The organism is Lyngbya sp. CCY1209 (assembly GCF_055795065.1).
In genome coordinates, this window is the sequence record NZ_JAYFER010000173.1 from 1 (window position 1) to 10,992 (window position 10,992).

The 10,992-nt window shown below is 47.0% G+C and carries 12 protein-coding genes; 6 read left to right on the forward strand and 6 right to left on the reverse strand.

The window, feature by feature from the left end:
- Positions 1 to 111: 111 nt before the first annotated feature.
- The 3 genes from AC0QHF_RS02590 (at position 112) to AC0QHF_RS02600 (ending at position 3,073) form a co-directional block, all read left to right on the forward strand.
- A complete protein-coding gene (locus AC0QHF_RS02590; RefSeq protein WP_324702621.1) occupies positions 112 to 1,446 on the forward strand; it encodes a TRAP transporter large permease in 1,335 nt (444 codons plus the stop codon).
- A gap of 100 nt (positions 1,447 to 1,546) precedes the next feature.
- The gene (locus tag AC0QHF_RS02595) at positions 1,547 to 2,485 is read left to right on the forward strand and encodes a coiled-coil domain-containing protein (RefSeq protein ID WP_324702622.1); all 939 of its coding nucleotides are present in this window, start codon (positions 1,547 to 1,549) and stop codon (positions 2,483 to 2,485) included.
- Between the two features lie 6 nt (positions 2,486 to 2,491).
- Positions 2,492 to 3,073, forward strand: a complete 582-nt coding sequence (locus AC0QHF_RS02600; protein ID WP_324702623.1) for a pseudouridine synthase — start codon at positions 2,492 to 2,494, stop codon at positions 3,071 to 3,073.
- A gap of 587 nt (positions 3,074 to 3,660) precedes the next feature.
- Here AC0QHF_RS02600 and AC0QHF_RS02605 read toward each other — a convergent pair.
- From AC0QHF_RS02605 to AC0QHF_RS02630, 6 genes are all read right to left on the reverse strand, one after another.
- The gene (locus tag AC0QHF_RS02605) at positions 3,661 to 3,867 is read right to left on the reverse strand and encodes an acetyltransferase (RefSeq protein ID WP_324702624.1); all 207 of its coding nucleotides are present in this window, start codon (positions 3,865 to 3,867) and stop codon (positions 3,661 to 3,663) included.
- A gap of 135 nt (positions 3,868 to 4,002) precedes the next feature.
- Entirely contained in the window at positions 4,003 to 4,890 is an 888-nt protein-coding gene (locus AC0QHF_RS02610) for a ChaN family lipoprotein (protein WP_324702625.1), read from the reverse strand.
- 433 nt (positions 4,891 to 5,323) lie between these two features.
- The gene (locus AC0QHF_RS02615) at positions 5,324 to 5,464 is read right to left on the reverse strand and encodes a hypothetical protein (RefSeq protein ID WP_324702626.1); all 141 of its coding nucleotides are present in this window, start codon (positions 5,462 to 5,464) and stop codon (positions 5,324 to 5,326) included.
- Between the two features lie 194 nt (positions 5,465 to 5,658).
- Positions 5,659 to 6,231: a superoxide dismutase family protein gene (locus AC0QHF_RS02620; protein ID WP_324702627.1), complete on the reverse strand. Its 573-nt coding sequence runs from the start codon at positions 6,229 to 6,231 to the stop codon at positions 5,659 to 5,661.
- A gap of 217 nt (positions 6,232 to 6,448) precedes the next feature.
- On the reverse strand, positions 6,449 to 6,994 hold the full coding sequence (locus AC0QHF_RS02625) for a DUF2726 domain-containing protein (RefSeq protein ID WP_324702628.1): 546 nt from the start codon (positions 6,992 to 6,994) through the stop codon (positions 6,449 to 6,451).
- Between the two features lie 92 nt (positions 6,995 to 7,086).
- Positions 7,087 to 7,359 carry a hypothetical protein gene (locus tag AC0QHF_RS02630; protein WP_324702629.1) on the reverse strand — a complete coding sequence of 91 codons (273 nt, stop codon included), beginning with the start codon at positions 7,357 to 7,359 and terminating at the stop codon, positions 7,087 to 7,089.
- 187 nt (positions 7,360 to 7,546) lie between these two features.
- Between AC0QHF_RS02630 and AC0QHF_RS02635 the strand changes: the two genes are divergently transcribed.
- From AC0QHF_RS02635 to AC0QHF_RS02645, 3 genes are all read left to right on the forward strand, one after another.
- The gene (locus AC0QHF_RS02635) at positions 7,547 to 10,483 is read left to right on the forward strand and encodes a tetratricopeptide repeat protein (protein ID WP_324702630.1); all 2,937 of its coding nucleotides are present in this window, start codon (positions 7,547 to 7,549) and stop codon (positions 10,481 to 10,483) included.
- 63 nt (positions 10,484 to 10,546) lie between these two features.
- Positions 10,547 to 10,651, forward strand: coding sequence for a hypothetical protein (locus AC0QHF_RS02640; RefSeq protein ID WP_375341396.1), 105 nt, complete (start codon positions 10,547 to 10,549; stop codon positions 10,649 to 10,651).
- Between the two features lie 74 nt (positions 10,652 to 10,725).
- A complete protein-coding gene (locus tag AC0QHF_RS02645) occupies positions 10,726 to 10,920 on the forward strand; it encodes a DUF4089 domain-containing protein (RefSeq protein ID WP_324702631.1) in 195 nt (64 codons plus the stop codon).
- Positions 10,921 to 10,992: the final 72 nt, after the last annotated feature.

The window sequence follows — 10,992 nt, forward strand, 5'->3', positions numbered from 1 at the left end:
GACGGGGCTTTCTAGCCCTAACCTGTTACTCTGTCTCGCAGAGAGCAAGACAGCAGGCTGGCGCTTTCGAGGCGGGTGATTTTGGTGAACATTGAGGGAATCCGCGATCCCATGCATTCTGAATGGTTGAGCCTCGCCATGTTTGCGGGGGCGCTGGTCGTGTTGGCCCTGGGCTACCCCGTCGCCTTTTCCTTGGGGGGCGTGGCGCTGATTTTTACGGCGATCGGCATGGCCCTGGGTGTCTTCGACCCCATTTTGTGGTCGGCGATGCCGCAGCAGATCTTCGGCATCATGAACAATTTTACCCTCCTAGCCATCCCCTACTTCATTTTCCTCGGCTCCATGTTGGAAAAAACGGGCATCGCCGAAAACCTGTTAGAAACGATGGGAATCTTGTTCGGGCGCCTGCGGGGAGGACTCGCCCTCGCCGTCATTGTCGTGGGGGGACTCCTGGCCGCGACGACGGGGGTGGTGGCTGCAACCGTGATTGCGATGGGGTTAATTTCCCTCCCCACCATGCTGCGCTACGGCTACAATAAAAAACTCGCCACCGGGGTGATCGTCGCCTCCGGAACCCTGGGACAGATCATCCCCCCCAGCGTGGTTTTGGTGGTGCTCGGCGACCAACTCGGTGTCTCCGTCGGGGATTTATTTATCGGTTCGGTGATTCCCGGACTGTTGATGACCGGGGCTTTCGCCCTCCACGTCGCGATCGCCTCCTGGCTGCGTCCCGACATCGCCCCAGCCTTGCCCACGGAGGTATTGGAGGCGCCGGGACTGGGAAAGCGGGTGATTCGGGTGTTGATTCCGCCCCTATTGCTGATTATTTTAATTCTCGGCAGCATCTTTTTCGGCATCGCCACGCCGACGGAAGCCGGGGCGGTGGGGTGCGTGGGTGCGATCGCACTTGCGGCTATCAACCGCCAACTCACCTGGGACAACCTCGGTCGCGCCTGCGATGCGACATTGCGAACCACCTGCATGGTAATTTTTATTTTAGTGGGTTCCCGGGCGTTCAGTTTGGTGTTTCGCGGACTCGGCGGGGACGACTTGGTGAAGGATATGTTCTTAAATCTCCCCGGCGGCCAGATCAGTTTTTTACTCGTCTCCATGTTGATGGTATTCCTGCTGGGATTCTTTATCGACTTTTTCGAGATCGTCTTTATCGTCGTCCCCCTGCTACTCCCCATCGCCCAGAGTTTCGGCATGGACCTGGTGTGGTTCGGCGTGGTTTTGGGCGCGAACCTGCAAACCTCCTTCCTCACGCCGCCCTTCGGGTTCGCCCTCTTCTACCTGCGGGGGGTGTCGCCACCGGAAGTCAGCACCGAGGATATCTATCAGGGCGTGATCCCGTTTATCACTTTGCAGCTTGTTGTTTTGGCTTTGGTAGTGATTTTTCCGGGAATTGTCAACTTTTTGCCTTCCCTCGCCCGGGGAATGGGTTAACTTTGTAGTAACTTGGGTTAAGGAAGGGTAGCCCAAACCTGGCAATTGGGGCCTCACCGAATTTGGCGTGTCTGTGGAATATTAAGGAGAAAATTAGAGAATGGCGGAACAGACAGAAGAGACACTACAGCAGGAACTCGACAAAACCAAATCAGAGTTGCACGATATCCGGGAGGAGTTAGAACGGACTCAGTGTCAATTTGATGAGGTGTTGGGGGAACTGGAGCAAACTCACTTTGAATTGCACCAGATTAAAGAGGGGAAAATACAATTTGCTTCTCCCCAGTTTGAAGAAGAGTTGCAGGCGACAAAATCCCAACTGGCTCAAACTCAAGGGGAGTTGGAACAGACTCGGACTCAACTCCAGCAACTCCAGGAAAAAGCACAAGCCACCGATTCCCAGGCCCGGGAAGAGTTGCAGAAGAGTCAATCGAAACTGACTCAAATTCAAGGGGAGTTAGAACGGGCTCAGTGTCAGTTTGATGAGGTTTTGGAGGAATTGGAGCAAGCCCACATAAAGGGAAAGCAGGATGTCGAACAATTGCAGTCGGTTCGGAAAGAATTGGAGGAGACGAAAGGAAAACTAGCTCAAACTCAGGAGGAGTTGAAACAGGCTCGGTTCATGCAAAAGGAAGTCGAGTCCGAGGTGGATAAAACCAAGGCGCAATTGCACCAAGAGCGATCGCAACTGCGGGAGACGGAGAAGGTTTTGGAGCAGTGTCACTCCCAATTGAAGGAGACGATGGAGGTTTTGGAGGATTCCCACGCCAAGCACAAACAGGCGATTAATGAATTGGAAACAACGCGATCGCAGTTCGAGGAAAAGTTGGCGGCGGCTGAAGCGGAGTTAAAAGAAGTCAAAACTCAACATCAGAAAACCGAAGCGGAATTGGAAACAACGCGATCGCAGTTGAAAGAACGGGAGGAAGAATTGGAAAAAATGCGATCGCCCGAACCGGAAGCAACCCCAGAAGCTGCGGTAACCCCGAAACCCGCCCCCCAAGCGATCGTCAATGCGATCGAATGGGAGACATTTTAGCATTGTATGCCCCATCGATATATACTGTTTTACAAACCGTTTAATGTCCTGAGTCAGTTCAGCGATCGCGACCCGAACGCACCGGAACGGCAAACCCTGAAAGATTACATTTCCGTCCCCTCCGTCTATTCGGTGGGACGGTTAGATCGGGACAGCGAGGGACTGTTATTGCTGACGGACGATCGCAAACTGAAATACCGACTCGGGGAACGCAAATTCGCCCACCCCCGCACCTACTGGGTGCAGGTGGAACGCATACCGGACGCGGAGGCTTTGGAACGGCTGCGGCGGGGTGTCACCATCCAAAATTATCGCACCCGACCGGCTCAGGTTCAACAACTGATTGATGAACCAATTCTTCCCCCCCGCAACCCGCCGATCCGATATCGTAAAAATGTCCCCACCGCTTGGCTGGAACTCACCCTCACCGAGGGACGCAACCGCCAGGTCCGACGGATGACGGCGGCGGTGGGATTTCCGACGCTGCGGCTGGTTCGGGTGGCGATCGCGCATTTACGTTTGGACGGACTCGAACCGGGCCGGTGGCGGGATTTGAGTCCCCGGGAAATTAAGCCATTTTGGAGATGAAAACGATGGCTTTTATGATGGTTTCATCTCTTTATTTTTTTCCGCAGATTACGCAGATTACACAGATTTTATTATATGTCTCTTTTATCGATATGGGCGAAAGATTATAAAAATTTGAATTTTCGCTCGACTTCTCTGGAAATTAACCGATCCCTGACTATCATTTCGATTGACTTTGACGACCCCGAGATTTACGGTGATTTCAACGAAGATACGGGAGTCTGTCAATTCAAAATTTCAGAACAAATCGTCGAGGCATCAATCCAGGCGACCCGCAGAGAAGATGATGAAATACAATATCAACCCTACACGAAAGGGCGACATTCATCAGAGCTACTCGAAATGGTTACAATGAAAAAAGTTGCAGAAAAATGCCCAATTTTTCGGGAGATGTATCGATCGCTACAGCGTTTAAATTAAATTGTGGTTTATATTTTTCCCATAAAATACCGGCAACCCAGGAAGATTGAAAGGGGTTATTTCGTGGCGATCGCGGCGAATAAGGTGCTAAAGCCCAACAACTATCGATCGCCCCGTTGTTGCGCTTCAGCGTATTCGAGAAGGGCTAAAGCCCAACAACTGTAAATTTACTGGCGGTATTCCGCATCCACCCAGCAGCGGGGCAGGCTTTCGCCGGAAGGGAAGATCAAATTTTGCTTTTGAAAAGCCCGATCGCTCTGTTCTTCTTGGCCGGCTTGAGTTCGACCCGTGACCGTGTTTTGAGCGGGACTGTAGAGCTCTTCCGGCTGAGTAATTTTGACCAAGTTATCACTTTCTTTATCTTTGAGAAGCATCGTTTCTCTCGTCCGCGTTCGACAGTTTTAGCGTAACAAATGGGCGATATAAAGTTATCCTCCCGCAGATATATTTTTGTCAATAAATCCGGAGACATTGACAGAATTTATCTCTCGGGCGAGTTGACAGATGGCTCAGTGTTTCCACAGGAAATCGGCCATCGCATCTTCGGTGGAAATCGGGGCTTCGTCGGGGGATTGGAACAGGACCGATCGCTGCACGAAATCGCGATCGCCCAGCCGCCTCTCCACCCGCGAAGGGATGCCGTAGCCGTACACCACATGGCCCTGTCCGACGATGACCACCACCTGATAATCCGGGTTGGCAGCGAGAAATTCCGCGATCGCCTCGGCCATCGTTTCGTCCCAGAGCACCTGGGCCTCCACGAAGCGATCGAACCCGTCCCCTGTCCCGTGTTGATGCTGTCGAAAAACCTCCAATAACATTTGGCGATAACCTTCATTGTCGGTGTCGATCTCGGCGAGGGGGGGAATGTATTTTTTCTCCTCGGTTTCCAAACCCTCCAACCCGGATTTTGCCACCCGCCGCGTCACCTCGGTGGGGGTGTTCGCCGCCAAAACCGGGAGTCCGTTTTCCCGCGCAAATCGGACGATGGGGCCGTAGTATTCCCAGGGAAAACCCCAGCGTTCCATATATTCGCTGTCCCGGACCAGTTGGGTTTCCGAAATCTCCCCGGCGAGGTAGCGGTCCATCACGTCTTGATAGGGACGCTGGAACATTTCCATCGCGATCGCAATTTTGGGGTTATTTTCGTGCAGCGATCGCAGGATCTGCAACTGCGCCTCGTGGTCCCGGGGGTCGTCGTGGGTTTCGCCCAAATATACGACGTCGGCGGTTTGGAGCGATCGCAGGATCGTTTCGCGATCGGGAGAGGCGACGGCGGTGGCGATCGCGGATTGGGGGAGGGCGAGGGCCGGCGACGTCCAACCGACTTGCGGGGGACAGGCCAGAAAGAGTCCCAGGGACCAGGTGCAAAATTGGGCCACGACTCGGACTTTCATGGTATTATGCGATTTATGCATCATATCGATGTTTTTATTGCATTATCGGGGTTGCGTTGCAACATTAGTTACAAAAAAAATAGGATCGAGGGTTTAAGTTGATGGCGAAGCCGGTGTCTGGCCCGTCCACACAACTCAATTGGAGTCCCGGATCTTTCCTGAAAAGATTATGACAGGTTCTTCTAAGTATTTCAGCGCAAGGCGATCGACCCGCGACTTCCGAAGGTGTGGCGATCGGTGTGGGGCGATCGGATTGAGAATGAAGCGAAGTTGAATTTAAATTTTTTTTTAGATTGCGATTATAACATAATTTGTACCTTTTAATATGGGTAAACCTCCCCATCTTTCAACCCCTCGGTTGGGCGATAAGGAGGCCATACTTTCTGGCATTGCAACCGACTTACTAGAAAAAAAAATACCCGGTTATAAATGCCTAGCGTTTTTTGCCGGTGTCGAGCTGTTTCGGGGAATCAGCGACGGGGTTATTCGCCCGCAATGCAGCCATGAGCTGGGGTTTGACGGCTTTAACCCACTGGTCGAAATCGAAATTGTGGGTCGGGTTGGAATCGTTCATTGTATCTCCTTGTCGGTTGGAGTTGGCGGTATTCATAACGACGGTTTATGCAAACAAAATATTGACTTATAATTAGAGTAGCGAGAGAATCCAAAATATTCAACGTCAAATACAAAATTTAACCAAAATTAACGCAATGTGGCGACGGTGGGAAACGGTCGGGGGGCACGGTCGTGCCCTCCCCGACTCCTGAATTAACTTTGCAGGCCAATCACCCCGCAACCGAGGCGACCGCCGCCGGCGCCGCCTTGGACACCAGTAGTCCCCCGGTCTTCATCGATGTGGACGATAAAGGCGCTGCCGTCGTCGTCAAAAAGACTCAAAGGGCCGCGGGTGAGGGTGATGCGGCTGGTTCGGTGGGAGAAAACCGCCTTCCCGTCGGCATCCGCCTCCAAGTTGGGGAGATCTCCCATGTGGAAGGGGTGGTTGTCGTCGGGGTTGGTCTGTCCGAAGGGGCCGGGGTCAAAGTGTCCCCCCGCCGCGCCGAAGTCGGGTTCGCAGGTTCCGGTTTCGTGAATGTGAAATCCGTGTCTGGTGTTCGGGGGAAGACCCGTCACTTCTGCGTTGACTTCGACAGTGGGTAAAATTCCCTCGGTTTGGGTTTGGACGAGGGTGACGGTGCCACCCAGGTCGGAGTCGGGACCGCCGGTAATATCCGCCGTCGCGACAACATTGTTATTCGTGTCGGACATACTCGCATCGCCACAACTGACCACCAAGACCGCCACCAACAAACAGGTGAGTAAAACGCCAATTATTTTCTTCATTGTTGAAATTCAGTTGAGTGTCTGCTATAGGATATCATTCGACAGACTTTTGGTGGCGATCGCAGTCTTTTGTCCCCTTCAGTATCGGACATCCGCTTCAAATCCTCCTTTGGAAAGATGTTTTTTAAAATCGATTGACTCGGCTATCAATCCCGACACCTTTCGATAACTACTGATTGTTATAAGGTCGAGACAATGCCGCGATCGCACCCCGGAATTACAAATAACCCCCCAACCAATCTTCCAGTTGTTGCCGTCCGTCTCGGTTGATGGAATTGTAGAAAATTTCCGTGTCGCCGTGGGGGGTAAAAAAGCGGATAAATCGCCGATCTTCGTCCACCGATCGCGTGTAGATGAGGGGGACACCGACCACCGCCAGCAATTCGGCTTTTTTGCGATCGCGTTCCATCACGTCGGGGAGATCGTGAAAGGGGGACTGACATTCGACCACCAATTTGGCTTTGCTGCTGGCGCAAAATCCCCATTCCAAGAGGGTGAAATCGAGTCGGGAACTGACCCAAAATTTCCAAATCTCGTTGGGAAGCCATCCCGGATCGGTGCGATCGCAGACGACGGAAAGGGGAAGTTGGGGACAAAATTGGTAGCGATCGCTTCCCAAAATGGTTTTGAGAATTTCGAGGGTCATTCGTTCGTTATCGTTCATGACGTTGCCGCTGGTAAAGTGGGGTGCGATCGCGTTCCAGTTTTCCAAGTTGTCGGAGTGGGAGCGATCGGAGTTTGGGGAATTGAATAAAGATGTCATGGTTTGAGTTGTGGTTGAACGGTTATTTTTGACAAGATTTGCCCTCACCCCCAACCCCTCTCCCAACTTTGGGAGAGGGGAGGAGAACAGTTTTAAGTTGTGGGGGGAGTGTAAATGAGCGTCCAGGTGTTTTTTCCGAGGGGTTTGGCAGTCCAAGAACCTTTGGTATAGGCGTTTCCGGCGCGACGATGGCGAGTGAGAGTTGAAGGAGATACACCTAGAAAGTCGGCGAGTTTTGCGGTGGAGTAAGTTTCCGCGATCGCGATCGGTTTGGGTGCGGGTGGCTGCTTCTGTCGCTTTCTTGTATGGGGTGCGATCGGAATTGGGGGTTCGTCTGGAAACAGGCTGAGTTGGTATGCGTTCATCGGCTGTACCTCAATCACTGACTTCAGCTTAGGGAAGTGAATCAGTTTGCGCCAGGGAAGAATGGGGAAGATAAAAAAGTTCCCCAAAGTTCCCCAAAGTTCCCCGAACTGACTCAAACTCAGCCCTCAGCCTGAGCCGTGAGATGTGCTATACTCGTATATATTTGGTTAAGACCGTAGTAATGTCATGGCTAAAAAAAGAAAACCTCGCGGTATAACAGCGACCGATGAAGGGAAAAAAAAGTTAATAAATATTAAGACGAATAATCCAAAACTAACTTTTGAAGCTTTAGCCGAAAAAGCAGGTATAGATAGAAAAACAGTGGAAAATTTTTATCATCGGAAAGCACGGGTCGATCCGAGTTCTGCAAAATTGATTTGTGAAAAAGGATTTGGAGTTGATGTGACAGAGATTGTTGGTGAAGAAGAATGGAACAAAGTGCCATCTAAAGTTTCAGCCGAGCCAACATTTCCAGAAAACCAAAAACAACCAGCACCTAAAGAATTTATACCAATTTTAAAAAAACATAACAATACTCCTCATAAAGGAGCTGTAGAATTTGTTGGTCGCTCCGATCAGCTTAAAGAGCTACATCAGCTCTTACAGCAGAATCATCAAGTGGTCATAGCTGCGATCGCTGGAATGGGTGGAGTTGGCAAGACTGAATTAGCAATTCAGTATTCTCATATATATAAAGATACATATCCAGGGGGGATTTGCTGGTTATATCCCCCACGCGGAAATAAACGAGGAAATATTGGAATTCAAATTATTGAATTTTCTATCAACCATTTTCAAAATTTTTACTTACCCGATGAGTTAAAGAGCTTTCCTGGAAAAGTTGAATTTTGCTGGAATAATTGGGCTGAAGGTGATACGCTGATCGTCATCGATAATGTTTGGGATTATAAGGATATCAAACATTACTTGCCCAATGATACCAAATTTAAAATACTAATTACTACTAGAGAAAAGCTGGGCAAGCCGTTGGCAAGGTTAGACTTGGATGTTCTCAAGCCACTGTCTTCATTACAAATTTTAAAATCATTAATTGGAAGAGAAAGAGTCACCAAAGAACCTTGGATTGCCAGAAAAATTTGCAGTTGGTTAGGTCATTTGCCTTTGGCTGTAGAATTAGTCGGACATTATTTGGCACAATCCGAAGATTTATTATTGTCAGAAATGTTACAACGGTTGGAACGAAAACAACGTCTGAATCATAAAGCGTTAACAACTCCAGAACCCACCATGAGAGTAGAGTTAGGGGTTTATGATGCTTTTGACTTGAGCTGGGATCATTTAAGCGAATCAACTCAGGTATTAGGATGTTTTTTGAGTTTATTTGCGACTCCTATTCATTGTCAACCAAGCACTTTTTTGAATTTGCCATCTGTAGTTGATGTAGTTGATTCTATAGATTCTTGTGAAGAATCTATGAAGGAGCTGATTCGATTTAATTTAATTCATAAATTTCAGGCAGAATCTTTTCGTTTTCATCCGTTAATTAGAGATTTTTTTAAAATCAAGCTTGCGAATTCCAAATATTCCGATACTCTAGAAAATTTATTCATAGATGTTTATATCAGATTGGCGAAAAATCATGAACAAATTAAAATGAAAAATTTGCCGGATCATATCATTCTTAATATAGAAGAAATATTTTCAATGGAGACAATAAAAACAAAAAAAAAGACAGATATCGTGCAACTTTTGCAGATATTAATATCGTTTTATTCTGGAAAAGGATTGTTTGAACTGTCAGAAAAAAAGTGCAATTTTGTCATCGAGATGATCGAGACATCGACAGAAAAAATAATTTTAAAAAAACAGCTTATATTGACCGTTAAAAAAATGCTGCTGCATATAGACTCCGATAGACATGATGCTATACAAATTGAAGCAAGGAGCCAAGAAATTTTAAAAGATTTAAAACAATACAAAAATCCTATTTTTAAATCTGAAATTATAAATATTGTTGCACAAGGTTATATTTATCAAAGCAAACTTGCAAAGGCGGAACAACTTTTGAAAGATCATTTGATCGAAAATTTTATTTGTCAATTTGATCTATCGATCAATGATTCAGATAAAATTGAAAGCCCTGATGTATTGATATATATATTTTTAGATAAAATAAATCAAGGTTTAGAGAATATTGATCAAAAGTCCAAATATTTTAGCGGTTGGACTAAATATCATAATCTTTGTATGACTTTGCAATGTATGGCAGTTTTATATGAACGGAAAGATCAATATAATGAGGCATCTTTTTACTACTATAAATGTTTGGATATCGCAACAAAAATATTTGATCATGACAGTGTTGATTTTATCAATATACAAAATATTGTTGCTCGATTTTATGAATCTAAATCAAACTACAAGATGTCCAAAAAAGTTTATATAAAAATCTTAAATTTTCGGAAAAAACATTATGGAAAAGAGTCTCCAAATGTGGCACAAACAATGAGAGATATTGGCAATGTATATATACAGTTATCTTGCCCAATAAGAGCAAAAATTTTGTTGGAAAAATCTTTGGATATGCACGGCAAGTTTTTTGGAGAAAATAGTTTTCCTTATGCCACATGCTCCAACGATCTGGGACTTCTGTATGTGAGTCTCAATAATTATCGAAAAGCCGAGCATTTATTTTTTAAAAGTTTGGAAATTTATAGAAAATTGGGCTATAGATATACTATTGAATATGCTACAGCCTTAAATAATTTAGGTATAGTTTTTTTTCATCAAGAGCAATTCAACGAAGCCGAAAAATTTTATAAAGAATCGCTGAACACAATGAAAAAAATTGTGGAAACGGAAAATCTTTCAGTTGCCAACACTTTGTCTAACTTGAGCGATGTTTATCTCAAAAAAGGCGATCTAAATAGAGCCAAAATAAACGTTGAAAAAGCTTTTAAAATTGCTTCTAAAATTTTACCCAAAAATCATCCCGATTTAATCGAATATAAGCTCGGAAAAGAATTGATGGAAAATGTTGCCCCAGAAGTGATAAGAAAAATGCTTGACAACACTTATTGTAGTCAAAAAAATATCCCCAAATTCTCCAAAAAATCGAATAAAAGCAAAAGAAATACTAAAGGTTTTGGACATCAAGATTAAAGATGTACCTTCAGCGAATCATTCCTCGACGTCCTGGAAACCTTCGGAGGCGCGATCGCACTCATTTCCACCCAAACCCGCGATCGCCTCCAATGCTTCTCCCCCGACGACCCAGAACTCATTCAAAATATCCTGAAATGCTTGCGCGGAGCTCAACTAGAAAGTTAAAATATGACTTCCTAGCTGGTGCGCTAAAATCCTGGCAAAATCAGAATAAAATTATTGTACTTGCTCCGAATCCCATGCAAAAACAACACATCCCCGAATACGTCGATCGCGCCGCCGAACTGATCGACCTCCCCCTCGACCCCGAACACCGTCCGGGAGTGATCGAAAATATGGAAAAAATAGCCGAAATCGCCAAACTCGTCACCGAATTTCCCCTCCCCGACACCATCGAACCCGCCCCCATTTTCGACCCCGCCGACGATCGCTAAACCCAACTTTACTCCCCTCCCCCAAAGTTGGGAGAGGGGCCGGGGGTGAGGGCTAAACCCAACTTTACTCCC

What these genes read in the sequence shown, in the direction of transcription:
- AC0QHF_RS02610 (WP_324702625.1), bottom strand. Translation starts at nt 4,890, where the DNA reads ATGAAAGTCCGAGTCGTGGCCCAATTTTGCACCTGGTCCCTGGGACTC.
- AC0QHF_RS02625 (WP_324702628.1), bottom strand. Translation starts at nt 6,994, where the DNA reads ATGACATCTTTATTCAATTCCCCAAACTCCGATCGCTCCCACTCCGAC.
- AC0QHF_RS02615 (WP_324702626.1), bottom strand. Translation starts at nt 5,464, where the DNA reads ATGAACGATTCCAACCCGACCCACAATTTCGATTTCGACCAGTGGGTT.
- AC0QHF_RS02620 (WP_324702627.1), bottom strand. Translation starts at nt 6,231, where the DNA reads ATGAAGAAAATAATTGGCGTTTTACTCACCTGTTTGTTGGTGGCGGTC.
- AC0QHF_RS02595 (WP_324702622.1), top strand. Translation starts at nt 1,547, where the DNA reads ATGGCGGAACAGACAGAAGAGACACTACAGCAGGAACTCGACAAAACC.
- AC0QHF_RS02630 (WP_324702629.1), bottom strand. Translation starts at nt 7,359, where the DNA reads ATGAACGCATACCAACTCAGCCTGTTTCCAGACGAACCCCCAATTCCG.
- AC0QHF_RS02600 (WP_324702623.1), top strand. Translation starts at nt 2,492, where the DNA reads ATGCCCCATCGATATATACTGTTTTACAAACCGTTTAATGTCCTGAGT.
- AC0QHF_RS02590 (WP_324702621.1), top strand. Translation starts at nt 112, where the DNA reads ATGCATTCTGAATGGTTGAGCCTCGCCATGTTTGCGGGGGCGCTGGTC.
- AC0QHF_RS02605 (WP_324702624.1), bottom strand. Translation starts at nt 3,867, where the DNA reads ATGCTTCTCAAAGATAAAGAAAGTGATAACTTGGTCAAAATTACTCAG.
- AC0QHF_RS02635 (WP_324702630.1), top strand. Translation starts at nt 7,547, where the DNA reads ATGGCTAAAAAAAGAAAACCTCGCGGTATAACAGCGACCGATGAAGGG.
- AC0QHF_RS02645 (WP_324702631.1), top strand. Translation starts at nt 10,726, where the DNA reads ATGCAAAAACAACACATCCCCGAATACGTCGATCGCGCCGCCGAACTG.